We start from the raw sequence: 26,003 nt of genomic DNA on the forward strand, positions 1-26,003 counted from the left end.
TCTCCCCAATACTAAAAATTTTATTCGTAAATATTATTTCCTGCGAGTTCCAGTAATCCCTTCTTATCCTTTACTAGGATGGAACCTCTGCTCCGCTCAATCAGTCCTTCGGCACAAAATTGGGTAATCACCCGATTTAAGTGACGATAACTCGTTCCAATCAAATTGGCTGCATCCTTTATGCTGATGTTTTTAAGAAGAGAATCCGCTTCATCAAAGGATACAGACAGTAGGTAACTAGCCAAGCGTACTTCAACGGGATACATGATATTAAAGGTCATTGAATTGTTTTTTAGATGAAATTTCCTGGTAATGATATCTAATAAAAATTGCAGAAACGGCGCGTGGTCACTTCCATATTTCTTTAGCCAGCGATGGTGAATACCAATCATCCAAACGGGTGATACCGCCTCTACCGTGTTGATAATGTCAATGCTACGTACGTACTCAATATCCCCGATTACTTCAAGCGGCTTCTTAAACGAAAGAATCAGTGTTTTCCCTTCTGGCGAGCTGGTATAGATTTTGACCTTTCCTTTTACAAGTACATACAGGAACTCTGACGCATCACCTTGGGAACAGATGAATTCCCCTTGTTCAAAGCTGTATAGCGTTAGATGCGGAAGGAATGGTTCATGAAATATCTGTTCTAATTGATGGGTTTGTAAGTAAGCTAGCAATTGCTCCAGCTCTTTTAGTTCTTTCATGCGGTCCACCTCCTATCATTTATGACCTTAGGATGACCACACCAGCAATCATCATTCCGATACCGATAAACTGCGGCAGCTTCATCTTCTGTTTCTCGAGGCCGAACCATCCGTTACTGTCTATGATAAAAGTTAGTGTTAGCTGCGCAATCAGAATGGCTGAAATACTTAGGGTCACACCAATTCTCTGAATCGAACTGACGTTACTAAAGATGACAATTGCGGCAAAGGCGCCCCCGATCAAATATAATGGTTTTACCTGCTTGAAGCCTTGCCATTTCGCATCCCGAACAAACATTAAGATAATAAAGGCCATGACGAATCCAGTAAACTGGGTAACCGTTGCAGCCTGCCAGGTCCCAACATCTTCGCTAATTCGTGTATTGGCAATTCCTTGCAGGGTGATAAAGGCCCCTCCTAAAAATGCAAAGATAATTCCTTTCATTCGTTTCTCCCCCTTATTTCCATTGCTAACTATATTAAAAGACATCATCAAGCTGTTTGAATAGGACATATGTCCTCAAAAGGGTTATTTTTTATTTTTCATAAAAAAATAGGCAGCCTTGGTTCGGCCAAGGCTGCCTAAAGAATTATATAATTAATCGGAATCATTTGCTAGCCAGGTTTGTGACCATTTTTCCAATTCCTTAACGATTGGTTGTAACGCTAATCCCTTTTCAGTGAGGGAATACTCGATTCGGACGGGCGTATCCGGAAATACCTCACGTTTAACAATTCCTTGATTTTCTAGGTCCTTTAACCGTTCAGAAAGGACTCTTCCGCTGATCCCCATCGAAGATTCTAAGGAGCAGAAGCGTTTCGGCCCTGTTAGCAGTTGATAAATGACTAATCCTGTCCACCGCTGGCTCATCATCCCCATCGCTTTTTCGAATCGAGGACAAATGACAGACTGATCCATGGTTCTTTCACTCCTTTTATGCAAAGTGCATTTAACACGGTAATTACCTTGCAAAACAAATTTTATTTGACACAAACTAGTTTTAAAAATATAATTACTTACATAAAGTAACTAACTAACAATAAATTATTTACTATAGATATTTTACTTTAAACATTCAGGATTCGTCAATACATCATAAACAAGATAAATAAGGTGGTTATCAACTATGAACCTTGAGGCAGATGTTTGCATTGTTGGTGCAGGTCCAGGCGGCGCTTTACTTGGATATTTGCTTGCGAAAAAAGGGATTTCTACCATTGTTCTCGAGCGACATGTCGGGATTGATAAAGAATTCCGTGGCGAACATCTAAACCAAGATGGTGAACAAGTATTAAAGAAACATGGTTTATATGAACAAGTAGAAGCTGCTGGACTGTTATTAATGGAACGAGTGGAATATTGGCAGCATGGTCGGGTCATAAAGACGGTTACACCTGGTGCTGGAGAACAGCATGTCGGCATCCATGTCCCGCAAAAAAAATTATTAAGTGCGATAATCGGAGCATCTGAGCATTATCAGGATTATAAGCTGATGATGGGAACAAAGGTAACCGAGTTACTTTTTAATGAGACCGGCTCCGTAACAGGTCTAAAAGCCATGAACGGCGAGCAAGAAGTAACAATTAAGAGCAAGATCGTTGTTGGTGCAGATGGCCGATTCTCAACAGTAAGAAAACTGGCTGAGATACCATTTTCAAAGACAACACATGGTTATGACTTGCTATGGGCAAAAATTCGAAGCCCACATAATTGGGAGCCAACGATTAAAAATGCGTTGGTCAATGGACAGCAGCTGGCTTTGTTTACCCAGGCAGGCGGTTTCATCCAATTTGGCTGGAATATTGAAGAAGATTCTTATCCCACTTTGAAAAAGCAATCATGTGCTCCGTTTATTGAACAAGCAATTGAGGCTTTTCCAGAGCTAGCTGAAAGCATCCGTTCACAAATTCAATCATGGGATGATTTTATTTTATTAAAAGTTCAAAGCAGTCACAGCCCAACCTGGGTGAAGGACGGAGTGTTAATCATGGGGGATGCCGCCCATACGATGACACCGACTGGGGCATTTGGGATCAATCTTTCCTTATTAGATGCAGATGTTTTAGCTGATGTGCTGAGCGAAGCACTCGACAAACAGAACTTCAGTACAGCACAATTAAAAGGCTTCGAAGAAGCTCGACGTGCTCATACAGAAAAACTACAAGAGCAGCAACGAGTAAAAGAAATGACCTATCAAGATAATTTTGCTGAACCTATCCTTTCTTAGGAAGGATAAAATCTATGAAAATATTGAATGGGGGGAATTCATAGTGGGACAAATTCAATTAAAATCTGACACTTTCTCTGTTTTAGAGGATAAAATAAAATTCATAAATAATGGTGCTGAAATGATCTACCTCGTAGGTCCGATTAAACTTCCAGTTAATTTATATGGAGAAACGGTTGAATTTAAATGGTACAGCTGGCTTAAGAGTGAAGATGGGATAGAAGATTTCCAGCAAGTCATTGACCAATTGTCCACCGCCAATTTAGCAGAGTATCAACAATCGAGTGTCCTTGTGTATGGGGATTTTGAATATGGCGAGGATGCGTTAATAAGAATGCATTCGATTTGTCATACAGGAGATATCTTTGGGAGCAAACGCTGTGATTGTGGCTTTCAACTCAAACAATCGATGAAAATGATCGTCGAGCATGGAACGGGAGCATTATTTTATCTAGCCAATCATGAAGGCAGAGGAATTGGCCTGTTTAGTAAAGCGATGGCCTATATCCTTCAAGAAAATGGCTATGATACCGTTGAGGCAAACGAGGCACTTGGTTTTAGTGATGATTCAAGGAATTATGATGATGCGATTGAAGTTCTAAAAGCGCTTAGGAATAAACCAGTCACATTGATCACAAACAATCCGAAAAAACTTAAAGCCTTAAAAGCAGCGGGAGCACCAGTCTCTGGACGTACTCCTCTGTGGGGAGATGTCTCCGAGTACAATGAAAAATACTTACAGACGAAAGTAAAGAAATCCGGCCATATGGCGTAAGGATTTCTCCTTGAACATTATAACAGTCACAGTTGTTCGTTATTGACATTCTGTGACATTTGTTTTAAAGTAACAAAGTTAAATTAAATAATAAAATTCATTTATTGTGGACTTTTCTAGAAGTATCTCTATTTTCGCCACACAGCTCTCCCGTGAGAGCTGTGTGGCTTTTTTGTTGTCTGAAAATGTTCAAAGAATGGAAAAATCAAATACTGAAAGGGGAATAAAAAATGAAAAATTGGCACTATGCACTCATCGTTTTTTTAGGAGGATGCTGTTACGGTGTATTATCGACCTTTGTGAAGCTTGCTTACTCAGCTGGGTTTACTGTAAAAGAAGTGACAGGAAGCCAATTCATACTTGGGACGATGCTCATCTGGATCGTCGCTCTTTTTTCGAAAAAGAAAAAACTTACGCTGTTGAACAAGGGTAAATTACTTCTAGCAGGAATTCCTGTTGGGTTAACCAGCGTCTTTTATTATCAGTCTCTTCAAACACTTGATGCTTCACTTGCGATTATCCTTTTATTCCAATTTGTATGGATGGGCACTTTCATTGATTGGATTGTTTATAAAAAAATACCCAGAACCGGGAAAATGGCTTCGATTGGGATTCTCATCATTGGCTCCATTCTTTCTGCCGGCATTATTACCGATGGCGGCGTACATCTATCCTTACAAGGGACAGTGTGGGGACTACTTTCTGCAATTTCATATACCGTTTTTATTTTTCTCAGCAGTTCTGTGGGAGAGGATACCCCGCCTGTACAGAAGAGTGCACTCATGTCAACTGGCGGGTTAATCACCGTTTTATTGGTTTTTCAGCCAGCCAATTTACTTCATTTACCCTTAATGATGGGAGTAGCTCCATACGGATTGTTCTTGGGATTACTTGGCGTAGCCCTGCCGCCACTTTTATTTTCTATAGGAATGATGCATGTCGGACCGAGCCTTGGAACCATTTTGACAGCCTCCGAGCTTCCGATTGCAGTAATCTTATCTGCTATGGTTCTAGCCGAGAACGTAACCTTGTCACAATGGCTTGGAGTTGTCCTCATTTTAGGCGGAATTATCGCCGCGAACGTAAAATTGCCTAAAGGCCAAATGAAGTCGGCTTCATTGGAAAGTAAATCGATGTTACAAGAATAGCAAAGGGGCCATCATGTTGGCCCCTTGCTCGGACAAAATTAAAAATTGCCGAGAAAAATACCCTTTCTCGACAATTTGGGATGACTCAGAGTACGCTTAACCGCTATACACACTATCGCATGTTCCAGCTTTTGGTTCATAAAAACAATGTTCTTTAAATTGACCAGATTGAGGTTGGCCGTACCATGTTGGAGGGCATGGAGCATGTGGATTAAAATACCAAAGGGCATATTTTGCTGGGTGAACTCTCCAATAATCCAAATTCTGCTTGGCTAATCTTCTTTCAGAAGTTCTTGATCTTTGATAAAATACATTCCCTTTTTGAACTGCTTCAAAGGAATAATTTCCACCTTGTACTTGATAAATAACTTGGTTAATCGTTCTTAAACCTTTAAAGTCTAAACAATTTGCTACAAGTCGGTTCACAATTACATTTCCAACATATAACATTCCCTGTTGTCCTTCACCCTCGGCTTCTGCTCTCATCATCCTTGCCATTAAGTCAACGTCTGAACTTCGATAATTTGCTCTAGGCATTTTTTCACCCCCAAAATATAGTATGAAAAATAGCCTGCCTACATTCATGTCATTGTTAATGAATAAGATTGCTTTCAGGAAAAAATTTTTTACCGAAGACATACCAATCTGCTCGAATTACATGTTTGGCTTTACTCCAATAAAAAATGAGTGCCAAATTCATAAATAAATTTGGCACTCATTTTAACAATTTGCGATAGGAAACGGATCCCGTTCAGTCACATCAAAATACAAAAAATTAACTATATGCAAGCTCTTTTTCGCTTAGTCCTAGTGTCTGTGCGGTTGAATGATGAACTTCATGAAGAAGCTCTGGGTTTTCCATTAATGACACTCCATACGAAGGAATCATTTCTTTGATCTTTGATTCCCACTCTTTGATATGTTGCGGGAAGCATTTTTTGAGTATCTCAAGCATGACGTGAACGGCCGTAGAAGCGCCAGGAGAAGCGCCCAACAACGCTGCGATTGAGCCATCTGCGGCAGTAATTACTTCCGTACCAAACTGCAGGGTTCCTTTTCCGCCTGCTTCGGTATCCTTGATAACTTGTACACGTTGGCCGGCTACTACTGTATCCCAATCCTCCGCTTTAGCATCAGGGATAAACTCCCGTAACTCTTCCATACGCTGTTCTTTTGATAACATCACTTGTTGAATCAGGTATTTTGTTAGTGACATCTCTTTTGCGCCTGCAGACAACATAGTCAGCACATTACTCGGTTTGACAGAAGTAATTAAATCCATATTTGACCCGGTTTTTAAGAACTTGGGTGTGAATCCGGCAAAGGGTCCAAATAGCAGCGATTTTTTATTATCAATAAATCTGGTATCAAGATGTGGAACTGACATCGGCGGAGCACCAACTTTAGCTTTACCATATACTTTTGCATGATGCTGTTCGACAACTTTTGGATTGTTACATACCATGAAAAGTCCGCTTACTGGGAATCCTCCCACATGTTTTCCTTCAGGAATACCTGATTTTTGAAGTAAATGCAGGCTTCCTCCTCCGCCTCCGATAAAGACGAATTTTGCCGTATGACGTTTGACTGTACCACTAAATTGATTCTGCACCTTCAATTCCCATAGACCATCATTATTCCGTTTGATACCGTTTACACTATGATTATAGTTTATTTGGACACTTTTACTCTCTAAGTGTTCAAATAACATGCGTGTTAACGCACCAAAGTTGACATCCGTTCCAGAGTCAATTTTGGTTGCCGCTATCGGTTCTTTCAATGTACGGCCTTCCATGATCAGCGGAATCCATTCGATCAGTTTTTCATGGTCCTCAGAGAATTCCATTCCTTGGAATAAAGGATTCTTTGACAGCGCTTCAAAACGTTTCTTCAAAAAAGCTAGATCTTCTGCACCTTGTACTAAACTCATATGTGGCAAGCGTCTGATAAAGTCCTGTGGGTTGGCGATCAGCTTGCTTTTTACAAGATAAGACCAAAATTGCATGGAAACCTGAAACTGTTCATTAATTTTTATCGCTTTACTAATATCTAAAGATCCATCTGGTTTTTCGACTGTGTAGTTTAATTCACAAAGTGCGGCATGCCCTGTACCCGCATTATTCCATTCGTTAGAGCTTTCTTCACCTGCGTTTTCGAGTTTCTCATACACAGTAATTTCCCATTCTGGTACTAATTCTTTCAAGAGTGTCCCAATAGTCGCACTCATGATTCCGGCACCAATTAAAATGACGTCTGTTTTTGTTTCCCCTTTGTTCATTTTAACCAACCTTTTCCCCTGAAATTTGCAGAAAAGATGCAGGTGTTACACCAAGGTAATGCGCGACCCAATCACACACCTTTTCTGTTTCAAAATTATAACCATTCTATAGTATTCTTATTCACTTATTAACATATCTACTATTATTATATGATAATTTTAAATTATTTAAAAGCTATTGAAAAGTGTGAAGTCTTTCCACAAGGTCAGAAACATAAAATAATCTAAAATAAGCATTCTTCTACTGGAATATCTTTTTTATTTCCATTTTGAGTAAATGTAGTTACAATAGGGTTTATATGATTTTACGTAAAGAAGGAGATAAGATTTGACCGAAGAGAACAATAAATATCAAGATCAATCCTTGTTTAGCATCACGTGGCCTCTTTTTATCGAAATCTCGCTCCATATGGGGATGGGAATTGTCGCTACGTTAATTTTAAGCGGATACTCGGACAATGCGGTTGCAGGTGTCGGCGTAGCCAATCAGATTCTTAATATTTTTATTTTAGTATTCAACGTCACAGCTATCGGAGCGACCATCCTAATTGGGCAAAATTTAGGAGCCAACCGATTAGACCGGGCACGACGCCTTGCCAGATCAGCGTTTGGAGTCAATTTCTGGTTTGGAATTTTGATGACCATCATTGTAGTTGCTTTTGGCGGTTTGTTTTTAAAATTTTACGGACTGAGCGGTGAAGTATATGACTTTGCTTCCACCTTCCTTACCATTATTGGTTTATCTCTGTTCCTTGAAGCCATCTCATTAGCGTTAAGTGCGGTCTTGCGCAGCTACGGACATACAAAAGAAACCATGGTTGTTACGGTGATCATGAATGTAATTAGTATCGTAGGATCCTTTATTGCCATTAAAGGATGGTTTGGCCTGCCAGTAACCGGTGTAGCTGGTGTTGCTTATGCCATGTTTGCAGCGCGGATTTTTATCATAGTTGCACTTTTCTACTTTGTTTATAAAAGACTAGATTTAAAGTTTCATATGAAAGATATTTTTAAAATCGAAAAAACAGATGTGAAAGGGCTTCTATCAATCGGGGTTCCATCTGCTGGAGAAAACCTTTCCTATCAATTTTCACAAGTGGTGATCACCAGCTTTGTCGCACTTACCGGTGACGAGGCCTTAGCGGCACGGGTATATATATTAAATATATCCATGGTTTGCTTCCTATTTACCGTCGCAATTGCCCAAGGGACCCAACTGTTAATTGCCCGGTATATCGGAGCGAAACAATATGACAGAGCTCTGAAGCGGGGTCTTAAGACGTTAAAAATTGCCGTATTTGTATCTGCCACTGTATCACTGGCTGTTGCTTTAATCGGGGAGCCCATTCTAACTATTTTTACCAGTGATGCAAACATTATTGCAATCGCTCTTCCTGTATTATGGGCGATTGTGTTTATTGAACCCGGCCGTGCGATGAATATCGTCCTTATGGGTTCATTAAAATCAGTAGGTGATGTACGCTTCCCTGTTATCATCGGAATCATCTGCATGTGGGGAGTGGCCGTCTTGTTTAGTTACATTTTTGGCATTACCCTTGGTTTAGGACTACTAGGAGTATGGATTGCCCAAGGACTTGATGAGTGTATTCGAGGATTCTTCGCCTTAAAACGGTGGCACTCCAAACCTTGGTTAAAGCAAACGGCTGCGAAAAAGAGCTTAGCGCCAACCGTATCTTAAATGAATAGGTTACTTCAGTTAAAAGGCTGCCAAACTGGCGGCCTTTTTCTTTTATTCGTTGTAAAAAACACAGGTGCGGAATCAACATTCTTAACCCAGATATGCTCTTGACCACTTAAACCGTCCTTCACCCATAGATCGCCTTTAGAGCCTGCCGCCTTTTTTCGAAGCCAAGTAAGCTTGTAACCCACCACTTGAGGAGCTTCATCCAGTTCATTCTTCTTTGGGTACGAGATTTGTTTTTGGTTCTCTGTTTTAATATTAATCGCATAAAGTGCTGTAAACATGGTTGGAACAGGCCCTTCCTTCCACTCCTTGTTCTCTTTTGCACGAGCCACAATTACTTTGTCGGGTGAGAACCACTCCAAATCAAGGTCTACAAAACCTTTGGGTGTGTATTCCTTTTGCTGCTGGTAGGTTGGCATATCGGCAATGGTAGTTATCTTGTTTTCAACAAAGAATCTTCCTTCTCCTGAAATATAAGCTAATTGATTGGCTGATGGAGCCCACTTGAACCAATTGCTGAATCCTAACATTTTACCTACAGCTTGAAAGTGTTCTCCTTTTGATGATAAGGCACATAAAACATTGCTATCCATCGCCCAAGAAGCCGTCGGAGTGGCTAAAAAACTAACCCATTGCCCGTCCGAACTCCACTTAAAATAATCAGCATCAATCGCAAACAAATCAGGTTCGTATGTGTGAATGGTATAAAAATGCTTCATTTTTTCCTTTGCAAGATTGGCATCCACGGGAATTCGATAAAGTGGGATGGGGCCCCAACCAGTAGGACGCAGCTTGGATTGTGAGGCAACGATAAATTCCTTTCCATTTGGAAACCATTCAAACCCACTAACCCCTAATGCAACATTTTCAAAGCCTTGCGGACGGCCATTTTTTGTTTTCGTCACGTTTAATAAACCTTGATCATTGTAAGCCAACTGATTCTTGTTTGGTGACCACTTAAAGTCAGATGTTACCACCCTTACATATGGCTGGTAGCTATCTTTTTCCTTCGTATCATATATGTACAGATTAGATTTCTCACCTTTTTCATCCCCATCGATATAACCAATAAACCTGCCATCATAGGACCATTTCTGAGCATACACATAGCGATTTTTTGTGATTTGCATTTCTTGGTCACCCTTTTTTATCCATAGCTGATGATCACGGATAAAGGCAGCAGTGAGCGGCGTTTCTGCACTGGCAGCCGTCGATACAGTAAAACTGATGAAAATAAGTAATAATAACATTCGTAATCCCATGAACATCCCTCCTGCCTATAGGGTGTCCGAAATGAGGATTCCTCATTGTGTTTTTTTCCGATTAATAAAATATCCAAAACCAATAACAAGGACGGTTATCGTTGTAGGAACCAATATATGTAAATCACGAGTAAGAAAAGGTTCAAATTTTGGTTCTCCAAGAATCATTTCACCTGCAGTCCAAGATAAGATTCCAGCCCCTGCATATGAGATCATCGGGTATCTTTCCATTGCTTTTAATATTAATTGGCTTCCAAACACAATGATGGGAATACTTACAATCACTCCAATCATGATACCGACTAAATTCCCTTTAACCGCACCAGCAATAGCTAGTACATTATCAAGCGACATCACTGCATCAGCAATTATGATAGTTTTGACTGCGGAAAATAAACTTGTCCCTCCTTCCTTCAGATTCTCCTCCTCATCACCAATTAATAATTTAATGGCAATATACACGAGCAGAAGGCCTCCTATAAAGGTGACGAATGGTACCTCAAGCAGGTAAACAATCGCGACTGCAAATAGTAAACGTAAAATAATAGCTCCTAATGTTCCCCAAAAGATCGCTTTCTTTTGTTGTTTCTTGGGGACATTACGTGATGCCATAGCGATGACAACTGCATTATCACCACTTAATACAATATTGATGACAATAACTTTCAAGAGTATTGCAAATGACAAACCGAAAATCTCCAACTTCCCCACCTCAAGAAAAAGATAACTTTGTGATTTATATTAATTGGATAATATAAATAGAACATTACAAAGTATATTAAGGGAAAATTGAACATTTATATTTTTCAGACCATATGCTCCAAGGGATTCAAGGATTCAAGCAAACGTTGAGTTAGTTATTCTTCATGCATAAATTCCTTTAGAGAAGTCCACTTTAATCCACCTATAAAATAAAAATAGTGCCAACTTCAATAGAAATCGGCACTTCGTTTATTCGCTATTTGTTATCGTGCCACTTTTGGCGGTTGACACACGTCACATTTACGTTGGTTATTATTTTTAAACTTTGTAAATGTTTTTTCAAAGTTACTACCACATGCACATTTAAATAGTAACTTTTGAGAAAAACCGTGATATTCATCCGTCAACAACTTACTTTCCGAATTGTTCTCAACAAATTCTTTTATTTTACCAATCGTCCATTTTTTATTCATTCTTTGACACCTCCATATTTTATCGCTATACGGAGGCTTTTCTTGGCATCCGTTCATTTATAAGTTTAAGAAGTAATTATCCTAAGTTACCTATTATAACATGAGCAGGTTTAATTTCCTCTAACACTTTTTAAGAAATAGGTGCCTGACTCCAGCATACTAACCCATTGGTAACTTTCTGTCTTTTCCTTTTTATCTTAAGTTAATTTTTAAATCTCCCACTTGAAGTACGCAGTTTTGGCGGTCTTTAACTGGGGCGAAGTAGAGAACGTATTGGTCACGCGGTCCGTCTGCTTCTGCCTTGCTGAAGATTGGGTCGGCCATTTTGCCGGCTGAATTCAAGAATACACCAGACTTGTTGTAATCAACCGTATACCCTTTTCCTTTATCAAATTTCCTGGCATTTAAGAGTTGCAGCTGGAGTTTGTTAAATACATCGTAGGCAACACCATTTTCGAAATGCGGTTTAATGTCCGTGCCCGTGACGACCACCCTTGTTTCAAGTGGCGAAAATTCGACTCGCTTTACTTGATAAGTTTCATGTTTAAATGAAAATTCTTTATTCACATCAACGGTTTCGCGCTCACCAACCGCTTCTTTTGAGAGCTTGAAATCAAGTGGCCAAACGGTTTCTACACGTTTTGCCCCTTTTTTTCCATGAATGGTCAAGTCTTTCACTTTTAAATGGACTTCATCTCCTTGGAACGTGCTGATGGATTCGAACGAGAGTGCTTCGGCTACTTTGTTCGCCTTCTCATCGTAATAACGGCTGCCCCAGCCGATATTTTTCAATTTCTTATCCTCATTGCCTGCCACTAAGTTCATCGAAGTAAAGCCTTCAAAAAGATCAAGGTAATATTTTTTTAAATCCGTTTTCTTGCTCTCATAGGTAACCAAAAGCTTGGCTTCCTTATCATCCATCAGGATACTATTAAAATGAACAGTAATATCGTGTTCTTTATCATAGTAGATTTGGTTGATTTCTTGGCCCATTCCATTTATTAGAGCGGATTTCAATCCACTATCATCGATATGCTCGCTTGAGAATATTTTATCGTAAACGTTTTGGATCGCCGCTCTTACTGGTGAAAAAGTCAGCGATGATGCCACAAGCAAACAGGCTGCTGCCGTAAATAAGAACCTTCTTGAAGAGGATTTTTTTTCTTTTATGGTCATCGGTTCATCACCTAACAGATCGATTTTTTTATTTAGCTCATCCCATACATCTGGGACCTGCTTCTCCAAAGCATGGTCTAAATGCTTGATGATTTTTTCATGTTCCATCCAAACTTTCCCTCCTTACTCCAGACCTTTTTTTAGTTTTTTCAAGGCCATTTGGTATTTCCAGAGAACAGTTCCCAAAGGCATCTCCATAATTTTCGCGATTTCTTTATGCTTTAGCCCTGAAATATCCTTCATGATGACAATCTGCCGCTCTCCACTATCGAGGAGTGCAAGGTATTTGGATAATACGATTTTGTCGACAGGTTCTTCGGATAGGTACTCCAGACGTTCAAAATATTGATCGTCGAACCCGGTCAATTCGCGCTTTTTCTTCCGGTAAAGGTCGAGTGCCGTGTTGCGCGTTACCCGAATCAGCCATGCTCTCACATTGGTCACTTGGTTATCCTTTGTATGTCGGTAAAGTTTGATATACACTTCTTGCAGTACATCCTCGGCCAATTCAAAATCTCTTAAAATCGATAACGCCATCGCAAATACATGCTTTTTATGTTCAATATATAATTGTTTAAATTCATCCCGGGGATCCACCGAGGTTTTTAATTGATGCAAACTAGTCTGAGTCATCTTTGGCCTCCTTTCATATAGTAGACGGCCGACTTTTGTTTTTTATTGGTAAAACATTTATTTTTTTATAAAAAGATGCCTGATCCCCAGCGCGTTAAAACATTAACGCATTGGGGGTCAGGCACTCTTTTTCCGTACAAAATTCACACTTCTAACAGCAGCGTCACTTGGTCTAACCGAAAAAGAATTGGTCATTAGTTAATTTTTGGGATATTGAAAATAACCACTGAACCCATGATCTATTTAATGGATTATGGTTTCTTTTTTGTGTCCGTCATATTAAATGTAAGCTATGCATAACATGATGTATACTTTCTTTTACATGATGTATATAATACCTTACTTTATGTAAAAGTGACAATACAGGGGGTGTTACCATGACCTATCAAGAAAAGAAGAGCATCGTATCTCTGATCAGCGCCATACTCATTTTTGGATTTTATTGCCTGTATATGTACCCACTTTACCCTGAAGGGGGTCAGGAGTCGGAAACCTATCGTTATTGGGGTTCCTTCGTCCTGTTCCTGACTTTGTTTTCAATTGTCGCGCATATTTTTATCAGCATTATTTTTAACATCATTTTTAGAATTACAACCAGCGAAAAGGAACCTAGGTTTGCAGATGAGTTGGATAAGTTGATAGATTTGAAAGCGAACCAAAATTCCTTTTTTGTGTTTATCATTGGCTTCCTTATTGCTATGGGTTCGCTAATTATCTATCAGCCGTCGTACATGATGTTCATTATCCTAATCTCTTCAGGATTCATCTCCGATGTGACTGGATCCATTACCAAACTCTATCACTATCGTAAAGGAGTCTAATATGGGTAAAAAGCTTGTCGGCAATCATATCCGTAAATTACGATTCAACCATAATGAAATGACACAACAGCAATTAGCTGACAAGGTAGGTGTAACAAGACAAACCATCGTGGCTCTCGAAAGGGGAAATTACTCCCCCTCTCTAGAACTCGCTTTTCGTATTGCTCTCGCCTTTAACTTACCGTTGGAAGAAGTATTCTTTTATGGGGAGAGCATAAACAGTAAGAACTTATAATCGTTTGGTTTAACCATTATTGAATTTATTAAATGAAGGGGAGAATAAATAATGAATTCAAACATAGCTGCGAAAATTGTGGGCGTGCTGTTTATACTTGCTGCCGTAACAGCAGTAATAGGTCTTAAATTATATGATCCCATACTAAAAGGTTCCAACTACCTAATGGAAGGATCCGAAAACTCCAATCAGGTGATATTAGGAGCACTAATGGAGTTAATTCTTGTCGCATCAGCAATAGGAACGGCAACGACCATGTTTCCTATATTAAGAAAATATAATGAAACGATTGCGCTTTGGCATGTTTGTTTCCGGTTCCTTGAAGCAATTATCATAACAGTTGGTGTAATCAGCATATTATCACTATTGACCTTAAGCCGGGAATTTGTAGCAACAGGAGCTCCGGATTCCGTCTCTTTTCAAGCTTCCGGTACAGTATTAAAAGCAATACATGACTGGACATTTATGCTTGGCCCCCTTTTCATGCTTGGGATCAATACGATGATGTACAGTTATATCTTTTATAAAACCAAGCTCGTACCGAGGTTTATATCAATTTTAGGTATGACTGGGGCAACTCTTGTATTTATTTGTTCCTTGTTCGTCATGTTTGGGGTATTTCAGCAAATTTCTGTTTGGGGTGGAATTTTGGCTTTGCCAGTAGCAGCTAATGAAATGATTTTAGCGGTATGGCTCCTCGTTAAAGGTTTCAATGAATCTGCCCTTGCTGAAAATAGAGAAGCGGTCAAGTATTAGAACTTTGGATAACGCAATATGAAACCGTTTAAAAAGGTGACCCCCAGCGTGTCAAAGCTTTAACACATCGGGGGTCAGGCACTTTTTTCCTTAAAAGAAGTCAATAAACGCCGATTTCAATATTGGGACCATTTTTTCAAAAAGTTCAATTTCAAGCTTGGAACCTTTCAAATAGCCCATTTCAAAAAGCTCCATCGGCCTTTTATAACCAAACAGAATCGCTGAAAGAGAATTGATAGTTAAGTGAATCCCTTTTTTAGGAGGATGAACACATTGACCTCCAGTTTTTTCTTTAAACACCTTTAGTTCTCCCATATTAAGTAAATAGCTCCCATTGTTCCAAGCTGCATGGGAATCTTCAAGATGCAGGAATAGGGACTCATTTTCATGTAGAAACGGAAATCTCCGTAAACATTCCTCCGCATCAACGACCCTGGCCATAAAATATGGGTGCAGCTCAATTTTCACGTTAGGCTGCTTTAGAAAATAAGGAAAAGGATCCTGACTGGTAAGTTGAATCGTGACCTTATCGACCATAGAATCATGCTGGCACATGAAATTCCACAAACCAATTCTTGCTTCATGGTCAAGAGCAACCAGCTCCTGCACCTCCATTTTTTTATCCTTTACTTGATAAAGAATATAGCCGATAGCTTCTTTATCGGGATTATAATAGACAGCCATCTGTGAATCTTCATCATAAACATGTTGTTTCCACCAATAAGAATCGCGTTTTAACATGCCAGTAAATTGTGTGCCATATTGTTGATAAACCTTTTCTATTTCTTCATTATGGGTCTCTTTTGAAAATCTTCTAATCAAACCAGGTTGCGGTTCGAGGAACTTAAGGTCCTTTTTTTCAATTGTGATTTTTTTCGTTTCAGTTAAGATCTCCCATCCATATTTGCGATAAAAAGAAATATCAAATGGATGTAAAAGCGAGACAATCTGCTCATTATTTCGCATCCGTTTTAAGGAATCAATCATGAGTGTATTCACATAACCGTTCCGTCTATATTCTGGGTATGTAGCCACCCCAGCGATACCGCCCATTTTCCATTCCGCATCCCTCATGAAAATACTTAGCGGGTAAATATGCAGTTTGGCAGCGAGAGTATCCTCATCCCATATCCCTAAAACTTTATGGTTTCGCAATCGATCTAATCTAGCTGGTATGTCTGATTCCGGAACCTTATATTGAAACGCATATTCAGAGAGTTTCATTGATTCTAAGTAGTCCTCTTCTGTCAGTTCTCTAATCAACATTATGCTCCATCCCCTTTTCTTAAACTGTATGTAAAATTATTAAATTAACTTATCCAGGTCTCTTTTGACTCTTTCACTTGCCAAGTGCCATCTTTGTAGTGGACATTACCTTCTACACCAATGGCACCTAATCCTGAGCGATATTTAGACCCTTCAAAGAAAACATCATTGTTCCATTTGAAATCGACTTTCTCTATCCTAAGAAGGACGCCAGTTAAAGACATTTTATCCGGATCGTAGAATCCTTTTGCTTTCAGTTCCTCAAAAGTGACATCCATTACATCCACTTTATATTTGTCTTTGAAAAAAGTAATAATATCTTTTTTATCCTTTTCACTTAATCCAGCGTCGAAATTGCTCATATCAATCGCAATGAATTTCATGTCACTATTTAATGCCTCATCTTTTCCCATGATGGAGTCCAGTGCAGCGCTATAAATTTCACCTAAATGTGCCTTCGGGTCTACTCCTATGTTACAAGCCGTGAGGACAAGCGATAAAAGCAAGAGAATGGGTCCAAATTTAATTTTCAAACGTTTCCCCCCTTTTAAAATACAAAGGTCCGTTCCAAACATGCTATCTGCGTTGAATACCTGCCGAACTATATACGTTTTGATATTTTACAGTCTCCTGTACCCATTGGTCCAAAGATGTTTTTGAAAAAACATAATGGTCATATATTTTCGAATAGGGGAACATCATACCTTCAAATGATCCACTTTGTTCCATGGTTACTCTTTCTATCTTGATTATTCTTTTTATTGAATCCTCGCTAATCTTTAAGCGCATTGTTGTGTTTAAGCGCATTGCCTATCCAAAATCCACTGAAGGCAATGCTAATAGCTAATATTATGATCGCGTATTCTATTTTCATGTCTTTCTCCTTTGATTACTAAGATTTTAAATAGTTAATTACTAATCTTTTTATTTTGCAAAAGCGAAATAATTTATTGGTTTTGCTCCACTTGAATGTCACTATTTCTTTTAATTTGATAAACCCATCTAACAACAAATGCTAGGACGATTAGTGGCAAAAAGGTGATGAAAGGAATTAAGGTATTCATTATAAAAGCCTCCTATTCTCTTTTTTCATCTGTACCTAGGAAACAAGAATCTAATTAAACGTTTGATTAGTTTTTCAGAGCAAATGTACCAAGGGTTTCAAGGATTTAATCAAACGTTTGGTTAGTTTTTTCAGGCCATATGATTCAACGATTGCATGGACTTAATCAAACGTTTGATTAGTTTTTTCAGACCATATGTACCAAGGGCTACAAGGATTTAATCAAACGCTTGATTAGTTTTTCAGACCATATGTACCAAGGGTTTCAAGGATCTAATCAAACGTTTGGTTAGTTTTTTTATATCATATTTACCAAAAGTACATGATATGAGCATAACAAACCATAAGTTCGTCTTAATTCTACAAATGATAACTCATGATGATGAGTTCGCCCTTTATTCCCATCCTTCGTTCGCCTTCATCAATAAATCCACATTTTTTATATAATCCTTGAGCGACTGTATTTTGAAGGTTAACTCCTAGGACAATTTCATTCGTTTCTTTAAAATGTTCCTTTACAAAGGAAGGTAATTGCAAAAGGACATTTTTGGCATAACCCTTCCCTTGATAACGGTGATCTGTCGAAAAGGCTCTTAATAAAATAGAACGTTCATTATTTGAATACGGTTTTACTCCTTCATTTTTATGCAAATCGAAAAAAGTGACCAAATGTTCCTGATCCATCGCTAAGATTGAATAACGATTAGGATCCTCATTTGAAAGTTTGATACATTCAGTTGGCGTACCAGTAAAACGAAGTTGTTCCTCCGTTAATTGATACTGCTCGATGAAATGTTTATATCTCTCTTCATAAAAATATAGTTCCATAGTTAGACCCCCTATCGACAGGAATGTATTTATATTTGGCTATCCCTAATATACTTAAACTTTGTAATCTCATACTCAATTTCTTCTACCCATTTTATAAACTTGGGTTTATTTCTTTCATACCAGTCATTACAGATCAGGTATCTCTCGTTGTTAATAGTTACTGTTTCTTTCCAATACCGGTCGTAACCATTTATTTTTCTTTGTTCAGAGATTGGTAAATCCCAGACCACCTTTTTCAAAAGCGGATAATTAATATCAAATGTTAATTTACAATACCGGAAATCCTGTAAATGTTTAATTATTTCTTCTGAAAGTAATTTAGCTCTAACTATTTTTCTCATTGTTGTTTGTACTAGAATACCTACTTTAATGGAATCTTGAGGATTTACTGCAATTGGCTCTCTTTGATGTAAAAGCTCATAGTCTCTTATCCATTTTTTCATATACTTGATCTTATTCTCAGATGTTAATCCATCTACATCTTGTTCAAGTAAATTTAAAACTTTCGCCTTAAATAGCTTTTTATCCATAGCAGCTCACCCTGTTCAACGATAGTTTAGGAGGACAAATTTTCCACTTCATTCCAAAATATCACTCCTCTTAGCGTATTATTGTATTATCTTAATGATAGAGTATAAGGGTTAATTTTCCAATAAAACTTTCGCAATAGAATGAAAAGTTCAATCAAAGAATATTTCAAATAAAAGTGATATATTATGACTAGTAAATCAATTCATCAAGGAGGATCACATTGAAAAAGCTTGTAAAGGTAGTCGCAGCAATTATTGAAAACGACCAAAAAGAAATCCTATGCGCTCTTAGGTCTCCAGAAATGTCTATTCCAAATATGTGGGAGTTTCCAGGTGGAAAAGTGGAAGCAAATGAGGATATCTATTCAGCCTTAGTAAGAGAAATTGATGAGGAATTAGGCTGTACAATCGAGACTTCAAAAGAAGTATTTAATGATAATACCCATGAATATGAAACATTTATCATTAATTTAAAATCAATTAAATGCAAGGTTTTAGAAGGAACGCCAACTCCAAGTGAGCATTCCAAGCTTATTTGGCTAAAAAGAGAAAACTTAGATTCACTAAAGTGGGCGCCCGCTGACATCCCAGCCGTTGAACAATTAATATATGAAAAATAGTCTTCTCTAATGAGAAGACTACACTTTCTTCGTAAACTCTGTATACAGTGTTGCAGGTATTTCGTGCTCTAATTTAATTTTCACCGTAATAGGTTTTTCACCTTCATATTGAACAGTATCTCCTTTTCCAATATAAATAAAAGGTTCATTCTTCCCATCTATTTCCCTGTACTTCCTCACAAATAAATGAAGGTTAACGCCTCTTTGCTTATTAAAAATAATATTCTGTCCTCGCTCAGAATGCTGGGCAGTACTATTTTGCGATTGCCATTGGAAGTATCGCTCATTAATAAATTTATCTTTGTAGTTAATGCTTTCCTTTACATCCTCTTCTTTATGCAAATCAATAAATAAGAAATATTCTTTCCCATTAGCAAGCAACCCTGAACCCCTAAAAGAACTATGGATTTTTCGATAGTTGGAAAGTAATGCGGCATCCATCATTTGATATTGCTCATATAGTTTAAAGTGTGGAACACCGTAATAATCAGACTTAAACTCTTTTTCGTACCGGAAAATCCCGTAGGTAACAGCATCTTCTAAATATTTGCGATACTCCCTATTTGCTAGTAATTCTTTAAAAATAGGAGTCTTAACAAGTAATCCGTTCGTATAATTAAATAGTTTGGGTTTACTCTTCAACTGACCACTATCATAGTAATTCTGATTCAGGCACTCAAATGCATGTAAGATACTATCATTATCAACATCCTTAATCATCTTTAAGATTTGATGCTTAGCAATGTCTAAATTAATTTCTTCATGCTCTATCAAATACCTAATGATGATAAACTCATAAATCCTGTTCAGAGGAAGCTTACTGGATAATTCTTTTAAAGCCCCTTCGAAAGCTTCGTTTTGTAATAACACTTTTAAATAATCATCTTTTTCAACTTTTGCTACAAACTGTAGATATGTTTTTTCACGGTCTATAAATTTCGTCGGATCAGGTGCCCCATCATACTTAAGATATTCTAATAATAAATATGGAATTCGTCCTTGGTTGAGCTTTTTAAATTCAAAGTACCCTTCCTTTAGGTATTTCATTGAATTAAAGTTCTCATTGTCAATTTGAGCCAAAATTCTTTCCTGCGATATCTTATCCATTTGGATATGAGTACACCCGGGAATATTTGCAAATCCAGTCGCAATCGCTAACTTCAAGCTTTCTTTATCATAGTAACGACTTCCGTTAAGTGCCAGTGCGATGAGGAACGTTTTATTATGGTTTCCGATAAAATCAAGAACGGTTAAGAAACTCTTATCTGCATGTTTTCGCAAACCTCTTCCTAACTGTTGAATAAACACAATCGGAGAGTTGGTTGGCCTTAACATGAGTACTGTATTGATAGAAGGAATGTCTACGCCTTCATTAAAAATATCGACGGTAAATATGAATTCTAAATCATCCTGATCATTTTCTAATTGGTTAATAAAACGTTCTCGTGTATCCGGTGAGTCGGCACCGTATAAACAAACACTTTTATAGCCTCTTTTATTAAATTCACTAGCCATATACTGAGCATGTTCAATACTCGCACAGAAACCAAGGCCTTTTCTTTTCTCGCCATCATGACCATAGAAGTCCATTTTTTTAATAATAAAATCGACCCGTTCATTAACCTTTAACCGCTTGGTTAGTTCAGCAATATCGTCAATATTAACATTACTTAAATCAATGCCTTCAATATCCGTAATCCCAAAGTAATGAAAAGGAATAACTAACTCGTCCTCTAAAGCCTCATGTAGCCGAACTTCTAAAGCCACATTATTATCGAAAAGATCAAAAACATTATAACCATCACTACGTTCAGGGGTTGCCGTCATTCCTAATGTAAACTTAGGTTCGAAATAATTTAAAACGGTTTGATAGGTTGGGCTGGTCGCATGGTGGGCTTCATCAATGATTAGATAATCAAATTCATCTTTTTGAAATTCATGAAAACACTTAGAAATGGTTTGGATCGTAGCAAAGACATAATCCACATCACTTTGCTTATGATTTCCTGTAAGTAAGCCAAAAGAAAGACCCTCATTAGGTAGTAGCATTTCAAAGGTTTCCTTTGCTTTTTTCAAAATCTCTTCCCTATGAACAATAAAGAGGAGTTTCTTCGGTTTTAAACTTTTAACATCGAAAGCTGACATATAGGTTTTACCAGTACCAGTTGCGGCAATGACAAGAGCCTTCTTTTCGCCAAAGCTTCTTAGTCTATCTAAATTCTCGGTTGCTCGCTTTTGCATTCTATTTTGGACGATATATTGTTTGTTTTCATATATCAACTGATGTTTTTTTTGTGTACTTTTGAGGCTTTTTAGAAATTCGTCATATCTACTAATAAAATCCTGATCAGCATCTTCACTCATATTCCAAAGATAGTTATATTCCTTTAGAACATCTTGAATAAACCGGCCATCCTCTTTCGTAATGATTTCTACATTCCACTCAATATTACTTTTCAGGGCACTTTGAGTAATATTCGACGAACCAATTATCACCTTATAGCTATCTTTGTACTCAAATATGTATGCTTTCGTATGGAAACCAATCTCTTTATCCGTAACAAAAACCTTTAACTCAACATTATTAAACTCTTTAATTTTTTCTAGCGCTTTTGCATCTGTAAAATTAAGATATGTGGAAGTGATAATTTTTCCTTTTATGCCCTTTGACTCAGCTTCTTTTAACGGATCTAGGAGAAGTTGGAGACCACTGAAGTTTATAAATGCGACACTAAAATAAAACCGCTCACACTCGTTCATCGATTTTACTAACTCTCTTAATAAATTCCCCTTATCAGAATTCACGATTAGCTTCTTTTCGACCGCTTCCATAGGTTTGCTCCTGACTATATGTTAACTATCATTGCTATATTGCTATTTATTGGATATGTGAAAATTTTACTATATTTTCGGGTAAATAAAAAGATCCACTATTAAATGAATCAATAAAGGATCTCTATAGATATGTCTTTGGAGTTTAAAAGAGTATGTCTTGTCTTGTACCATATGATGCGGTTCACCGCACCTTATATACCAACAATTTTTTACTCTTTAAATTACCCTTTATAATTATGCGATTGGAAAAAGGTTCCTGACCTCTAGTGTTTTAATGCGTTCACGCAACGAGGGTCAGGCACCTTTTTTAGAAAGACTGCTTCAACTTTATAAATACAAAACAACTCTGGGAAGACACCCTTCTAGCGGGTGTTTGAGTTCGGGTGCCTTCACGCCCCGGCTAAATTTTCGCATTTAATTATTTTTATATAATTTAATCAACTCATCTAACGTGATATCTATACCAACCCTCGTTAATAAGTCTTTTCGATCATTATGTAATTTTTCTAGCATTACTTCAAAGCCTTTTCCTAAATGGATTTGTTTATGACAATTACAGCATAAAGAAACGATATTTTCTTCAACATCAAGAGATACTTCAAAATTATTATGGTAAGTTATTGGTACTAAATGATGAGGTTCAGTATAGCTTAAGTCCGAATTTCTCCTAGTAAATGTTAAATGAGTATCATCAAATTCACATTTATTATTTGCGTGTCGTAAAGCATTTATTGATACCTTGTGACTTCGAGGATACGAATATTTATTTTTGACATAAACAGGGTCTTTTTTATTTTTAGGCCTACCACTATATTCAAAATGTGGGTTATCCGAAGAAATGTCATTATCGCTGATATCTGAAATAAGTGCATCATCCGAATAACTATAATCCGAAAATATATTTAATTCTTCAATAGCTTTTACAAGCTCCTCTCTAATCGTCCACTCCCAAGTTTTTGGTTTTGCATTAATCAATTTGCTTTTCATTACCACAATAAATCTTGTGCCTGTAGCTATACCTCCTATTCCCTTAACAACGAACCGTCCAAGTTCTTTTTGGACTCTTCCCGCTAATCCATTTATAATTCCATTAGCACTCATACTGTGCTCATTATATTTTTTACCTATATAACCACAAGTAGCAGAATATCCAGGTTCTATATACCATTTTTTTATAGCTTCTTTGCTTTTATCATCGAATACTGTAGGATTTGTTAATAATTCTTTCCATTCCTCAATAGTTATATCAATATCGCAACAATACTCATCATTAATAATTTCACATATTTTTTCAATCATCATGACCCACCCAATTTATGTTTTAATATTATGTCCTTCGTTTGGAATTATCGCAAATAAATTTCCCTTAACATGTAGAACAGTGTCAAAAGTAGAAAAAGTAGAAACACCATTATCAAAAAGTGCCTTTACTCTCTCGTTTGCCATAATACAAACTCTACTTTTTTGATATCGGTTATTCCTGAGTTAGGATACTCTTGGTCAAATAACTTGATAACTAGCTTGCCAGTGTTTCTTCTGCAATTATTTTTTTATATGCATTTTTAATATCTTCATATAATAAGAGGGTATTCCAATCTATTTTTCCTATAATATGCAGGAGGCCTTTTACCTAAGTTTTTTAAGTACCACTGTGTCCCAAATAGGCAGGCCAGGATTAATGGTTGCCACCAATTTACTCGAGGACGATGCCTCTACTCTCCCTAGTTCTTCATATATTAATCCAGATTAATACCTATAAAAAATATAATCACAACAAGTAATAATAGTGGTATAACCGTCCACCATTTTATCTTGAACATTCTTAACAATCGATCGATAACGAAAAATAGGATAGCAGGAACAAGACTAAGTACTTTAAATACTGAACCGAATAGGCAATGTAATATAAAGGAAGCAATTTCGCGAGCATATGTTGATGTGAAAATCTTGTTTGTTAACCAATCACTAATTAAGGACGAAATTATACCATACGTTAATACAAACATAATGTTCAAGTAAAATAAATTCAATAATAGATTCAGTTCGAACCTCTCAGGTACGGAAAACATCAGTGCACCTAGTAAACTACTGAAAATTGCAGATAATATTTTTCTCCTTAATATTATAAGTATTCACCCACCTTATATTTCTTAAAAAGATTTATGAAAACTTTAATTTAAATGGTTCAATTTGCGAATAGCGACAGTTACTGTTCGCCCATTAAAGTAAATCCAAGGGCTTCTTTGACTTTTTCCCAATATAGATTAAATAATCTCGAATAGGATAATAAACAAGTTTATCCGGTTGATTAAAGGAAACCCCTACATTTTTCATTAATACAATCAAATCTTGCACTGTTAACTTCTTTTCATATACCTGATTAAATCTATATAAGACAAATTCCTTCCATTGCCTTTGGCTGCCATTAATATATTGCTGTCCACTAATATAGTGGGCTAATACCTCTTCTTTTAATTTGTTCCTTTTGTCATCACTAGATTTTTCTTCAGGAGGAGTATTATTTATTTGTATAAGTGACCTCTCATTCCCCCAGATTTTAGACATCTCTTCAATAATTCTTTGGTGTTTTGCCTTAGACATTAAAGGTAGGGGCTTTTCCTCTGTTACTTGTCTTAGCTAACAGTTCATTGATTTCATCCACTAAATTCACTCGGTTGATTCTCTTTGGATGGTGGCATTCCAGTGTTTAATTGGGGGATGCGTTCTGATGATAGCCGGGCTTTGGTCTGAGAATTGGTCCAGTATTGTTTGGAATGATACGTTTATATGGGGTCTTTCCTTTGGTACGATTCTAGGGATTGCATTATCCTGGATTCTCTACGTTATACTTGTCAAAAAAGGAGATGCCAGTGTTGTGGCAACATTTACATTCTTGGTTCCAATGCTCGCAGTTATCATCGGAACTGTATTATTAAATGAGCCCTTTACAAAACTTTTATTTTTAGGAATTGTCCTGATCGTGGCCAGTATCTATCTTGTAAATAAGAAGCAAAAGCAGGAGTCAAACCAGGTTATCATTCAAGAGAAAATGGGAGTTTAATATTTATAAAGAAGTGACCTCACTTTAATGTCACTAATAAAAAGGATAGTGGAGCAATATAAATGCTCTATCTATCCTTTTTTTATACATTTTAATTGGCTTCAAGACTTTATTACTCATTTCTCTCATCATGAAAATGGTCTATTTTTACTGCATCAATTGACTACAAATAAAATTTACGAGAGAATATATAAAGAATGCATGAAAGAAAGGCGGATTTCAGTGGAAAATCGCTCACTAATACTGCTTGGGATACTCATGGGACAAAGTCAACACGGATATCAAATTAATGAATTTATCGAAAGAAACTTAAGTACAGTTACAGATATGAAAAAGCCTACTGCTTATGCTACTCTGGATAAACTAAATCAAAAGGGATATATAGATATTCAGTTAGAACAAGAAGGAAATAGACCCACCCGAAAAGTCTACTCTATAAATGAAAGTGGAAGAGACTATTTTTATCAATTACTATTGAAAAATCTATCTTCTGCGGAAAGTGCTAATTACCAAGGAGATATTGGGTTAATGTTTATTGATCTTCTTCCGATGGATAAAGCAATACCTGCCTTGAAGGAAAGATTAGAGAAAAGCAAAAAACTAATCCATTTATTTAGCCAAACCCCTGCACATGGAATACGAACCGGTGTGAATCTTGCAGTCAAACATAAAATTACCATGTTAGAAGCAGAAGTTTCCTTTCTTGAAAAAAACATTCAACATCTTCTTCACTTGGATTAAATTTTATATCCATATGAATCAAAGGAACCGACTGAGGGTTCCTTTTTATTTGAATCTAAAAAATAAATATTATATTTTAACCATATAGTCACGATTGACTAATCAACAACAAACTAGTATGATTTTACTAATCACACGTGATTAATCTTGTTTATAT

At 37.2% G+C, this 26,003-nt stretch carries 28 protein-coding genes; 10 read left to right on the forward strand and 18 right to left on the reverse strand.

All coding sequences use genetic code 11. From position 1 onward, the window contains the following. Window positions 1-20 precede the first annotated feature (20 nt). The 3 genes from V7121_RS16430 to V7121_RS16440 all read right to left on the reverse strand — a co-directional run bounded on the left by V7121_RS16430 (window position 21) and on the right by V7121_RS16440 (window position 1,626). Entirely contained in the window at window positions 21-707 is a 687-nt protein-coding gene (locus V7121_RS16430) for a Crp/Fnr family transcriptional regulator (RefSeq protein WP_335494297.1), read from the reverse strand. Window positions 708-726: 19 nt separating this feature from the next. Beyond that, complete coding sequence (locus V7121_RS16435) at window positions 727-1,152, reverse strand: DMT family transporter (protein WP_335494295.1); 426 nt, start codon at window positions 1,150-1,152, stop codon at window positions 727-729. A gap of 153 nt (window positions 1,153-1,305) precedes the next feature. After that, the gene (locus tag V7121_RS16440; RefSeq protein ID WP_335494293.1) at window positions 1,306-1,626 is read right to left on the reverse strand and encodes a winged helix-turn-helix transcriptional regulator; all 321 of its coding nucleotides are present in this window, start codon (window positions 1,624-1,626) and stop codon (window positions 1,306-1,308) included. A 208-nt stretch (window positions 1,627-1,834) separates the two neighbouring features. Between V7121_RS16440 and V7121_RS16445 the strand changes: the two genes are divergently transcribed. The 3 genes from V7121_RS16445 to V7121_RS16455 all read left to right on the forward strand — a co-directional run bounded on the left by V7121_RS16445 (window position 1,835) and on the right by V7121_RS16455 (window position 4,858). Next, window positions 1,835-2,935: an FAD-dependent monooxygenase gene (locus tag V7121_RS16445; RefSeq protein ID WP_335494291.1), complete on the forward strand. Its 1,101-nt coding sequence runs from the start codon at window positions 1,835-1,837 to the stop codon at window positions 2,933-2,935. 43 nt (window positions 2,936-2,978) lie between these two features. After that, window positions 2,979-3,710 carry a GTP cyclohydrolase II gene (locus tag V7121_RS16450; protein ID WP_335494289.1) on the forward strand — a complete coding sequence of 244 codons (732 nt, stop codon included), beginning with the start codon at window positions 2,979-2,981 and terminating at the stop codon, window positions 3,708-3,710. Window positions 3,711-3,940: 230 nt separating this feature from the next. Beyond that, on the forward strand, window positions 3,941-4,858 hold the full coding sequence (locus tag V7121_RS16455) for a DMT family transporter (RefSeq protein WP_335494287.1): 918 nt from the start codon (window positions 3,941-3,943) through the stop codon (window positions 4,856-4,858). 96 nt (window positions 4,859-4,954) lie between these two features. Here V7121_RS16455 and V7121_RS16460 read toward each other — a convergent pair whose 3' ends face one another. After that, window positions 4,955-5,395: a cell wall hydrolase gene (locus V7121_RS16460; RefSeq protein WP_335494286.1), complete on the reverse strand. Its 441-nt coding sequence runs from the start codon at window positions 5,393-5,395 to the stop codon at window positions 4,955-4,957. Window positions 5,396-5,633: 238 nt separating this feature from the next. Then, window positions 5,634-7,136 carry a malate:quinone oxidoreductase gene (locus tag V7121_RS16465; RefSeq protein ID WP_335494284.1) on the reverse strand — a complete coding sequence of 501 codons (1,503 nt, stop codon included), beginning with the start codon at window positions 7,134-7,136 and terminating at the stop codon, window positions 5,634-5,636. 328 nt (window positions 7,137-7,464) lie between these two features. On the opposite strand from V7121_RS16465, the gene V7121_RS16470 reads away from it, so the two are divergent. Continuing rightward, window positions 7,465-8,835 (forward strand): MATE family efflux transporter, encoded by a 1,371-nt coding sequence (locus tag V7121_RS16470; RefSeq protein WP_335494282.1) that lies wholly within the window; start codon window positions 7,465-7,467, stop codon window positions 8,833-8,835. A 14-nt stretch (window positions 8,836-8,849) separates the two neighbouring features. On the opposite strand, the gene V7121_RS16475 is transcribed toward V7121_RS16470, so the two are convergent. The 5 genes from V7121_RS16475 to V7121_RS16495 all read right to left on the reverse strand — a co-directional run bounded on the left by V7121_RS16475 (window position 8,850) and on the right by V7121_RS16495 (window position 13,087). Then, complete coding sequence (locus tag V7121_RS16475) at window positions 8,850-10,103, reverse strand: translocation protein TolB (RefSeq protein WP_335547229.1); 1,254 nt, start codon at window positions 10,101-10,103, stop codon at window positions 8,850-8,852. A 42-nt stretch (window positions 10,104-10,145) separates the two neighbouring features. Further along, a complete protein-coding gene (locus V7121_RS16480) occupies window positions 10,146-10,790 on the reverse strand; it encodes a TerC family protein (RefSeq protein WP_335494280.1) in 645 nt (214 codons plus the stop codon). 278 nt (window positions 10,791-11,068) lie between these two features. After that, window positions 11,069-11,278, reverse strand: coding sequence for a hypothetical protein (locus V7121_RS16485; RefSeq protein ID WP_335494278.1), 210 nt, complete (start codon window positions 11,276-11,278; stop codon window positions 11,069-11,071). A 192-nt stretch (window positions 11,279-11,470) separates the two neighbouring features. Then, window positions 11,471-12,562 (reverse strand): DUF4179 domain-containing protein, encoded by a 1,092-nt coding sequence (locus V7121_RS16490; RefSeq protein WP_335494276.1) that lies wholly within the window; start codon window positions 12,560-12,562, stop codon window positions 11,471-11,473. 15 nt (window positions 12,563-12,577) lie between these two features. Next, window positions 12,578-13,087, reverse strand: coding sequence for an RNA polymerase sigma factor (locus V7121_RS16495; RefSeq protein ID WP_335494274.1), 510 nt, complete (start codon window positions 13,085-13,087; stop codon window positions 12,578-12,580). Window positions 13,088-13,464: 377 nt separating this feature from the next. Here V7121_RS16495 and V7121_RS16500 point away from each other — a divergent pair, with 377 nt between their 5' ends. Genes V7121_RS16500 through V7121_RS16510 form a run of 3 tightly spaced genes read left to right on the forward strand, consistent with a single transcriptional unit; the run spans window position 13,465 to window position 14,899 of the window. Further along, window positions 13,465-13,908, forward strand: a complete 444-nt coding sequence (locus V7121_RS16500; RefSeq protein WP_335494272.1) for a hypothetical protein — start codon at window positions 13,465-13,467, stop codon at window positions 13,906-13,908. Between the two features lies 1 nt (window position 13,909). After that, window positions 13,910-14,143: a helix-turn-helix transcriptional regulator gene (locus tag V7121_RS16505; protein ID WP_335494270.1), complete on the forward strand. Its 234-nt coding sequence runs from the start codon at window positions 13,910-13,912 to the stop codon at window positions 14,141-14,143. A 51-nt stretch (window positions 14,144-14,194) separates the two neighbouring features. Beyond that, window positions 14,195-14,899, forward strand: coding sequence for a DUF4386 domain-containing protein (locus tag V7121_RS16510; RefSeq protein WP_335494268.1), 705 nt, complete (start codon window positions 14,195-14,197; stop codon window positions 14,897-14,899). A 90-nt stretch (window positions 14,900-14,989) separates the two neighbouring features. Here V7121_RS16510 and V7121_RS16515 read toward each other — a convergent pair whose 3' ends face one another. The 4 genes from V7121_RS16515 to V7121_RS16530 form a co-directional block, all read right to left on the reverse strand. Further along, a complete protein-coding gene (locus V7121_RS16515) occupies window positions 14,990-16,165 on the reverse strand; it encodes a GNAT family N-acetyltransferase (protein WP_335494266.1) in 1,176 nt (391 codons plus the stop codon). A gap of 44 nt (window positions 16,166-16,209) precedes the next feature. Next, complete coding sequence (locus tag V7121_RS16520) at window positions 16,210-16,698, reverse strand: peptide ABC transporter substrate-binding protein (protein ID WP_335494264.1); 489 nt, start codon at window positions 16,696-16,698, stop codon at window positions 16,210-16,212. Between the two features lie 890 nt (window positions 16,699-17,588). Next, on the reverse strand, window positions 17,589-18,056 hold the full coding sequence (locus V7121_RS16525) for a GNAT family N-acetyltransferase (protein ID WP_335494262.1): 468 nt from the start codon (window positions 18,054-18,056) through the stop codon (window positions 17,589-17,591). A gap of 29 nt (window positions 18,057-18,085) precedes the next feature. After that, on the reverse strand, window positions 18,086-18,589 hold the full coding sequence (locus tag V7121_RS16530) for a hypothetical protein (RefSeq protein WP_335494260.1): 504 nt from the start codon (window positions 18,587-18,589) through the stop codon (window positions 18,086-18,088). A 221-nt stretch (window positions 18,590-18,810) separates the two neighbouring features. Here V7121_RS16530 and V7121_RS16535 point away from each other — a divergent pair, with 221 nt between their 5' ends. Continuing rightward, on the forward strand, window positions 18,811-19,209 hold the full coding sequence (locus V7121_RS16535) for a (deoxy)nucleoside triphosphate pyrophosphohydrolase (RefSeq protein ID WP_335494258.1): 399 nt from the start codon (window positions 18,811-18,813) through the stop codon (window positions 19,207-19,209). A gap of 18 nt (window positions 19,210-19,227) precedes the next feature. Here V7121_RS16535 and V7121_RS16540 read toward each other — a convergent pair whose 3' ends face one another. The 4 genes from V7121_RS16540 to V7121_RS16555 all read right to left on the reverse strand — a co-directional run bounded on the left by V7121_RS16540 (window position 19,228) and on the right by V7121_RS16555 (window position 24,645). After that, window positions 19,228-22,041: a DEAD/DEAH box helicase gene (locus V7121_RS16540; protein ID WP_335494256.1), complete on the reverse strand. Its 2,814-nt coding sequence runs from the start codon at window positions 22,039-22,041 to the stop codon at window positions 19,228-19,230. Between the two features lie 417 nt (window positions 22,042-22,458). Continuing rightward, complete coding sequence (locus V7121_RS16545; RefSeq protein WP_335547231.1) at window positions 22,459-23,346, reverse strand: hypothetical protein; 888 nt, start codon at window positions 23,344-23,346, stop codon at window positions 22,459-22,461. Between the two features lie 12 nt (window positions 23,347-23,358). Continuing rightward, window positions 23,359-23,490: a hypothetical protein gene (locus V7121_RS16550; RefSeq protein WP_335494252.1), complete on the reverse strand. Its 132-nt coding sequence runs from the start codon at window positions 23,488-23,490 to the stop codon at window positions 23,359-23,361. 774 nt (window positions 23,491-24,264) lie between these two features. Continuing rightward, window positions 24,265-24,645, reverse strand: coding sequence for a hypothetical protein (locus V7121_RS16555; RefSeq protein ID WP_335494250.1), 381 nt, complete (start codon window positions 24,643-24,645; stop codon window positions 24,265-24,267). 64 nt (window positions 24,646-24,709) lie between these two features. Here V7121_RS16555 and V7121_RS16560 point away from each other — a divergent pair, with 64 nt between their 5' ends. Continuing rightward, a complete protein-coding gene (locus V7121_RS16560) occupies window positions 24,710-25,105 on the forward strand; it encodes a DMT family transporter (RefSeq protein WP_335494349.1) in 396 nt (131 codons plus the stop codon). 222 nt (window positions 25,106-25,327) lie between these two features. Continuing rightward, entirely contained in the window at window positions 25,328-25,846 is a 519-nt protein-coding gene (locus tag V7121_RS16565) for a PadR family transcriptional regulator (protein WP_335547233.1), read from the forward strand. Window positions 25,847-26,003: the final 157 nt, after the last annotated feature.

This window comes from Neobacillus drentensis, assembly GCF_036962125.1.
GTDB classification, from domain to species: Bacteria; Bacillota; Bacilli; order Bacillales; family Cytobacillaceae; genus Neobacillus; species Neobacillus drentensis_B.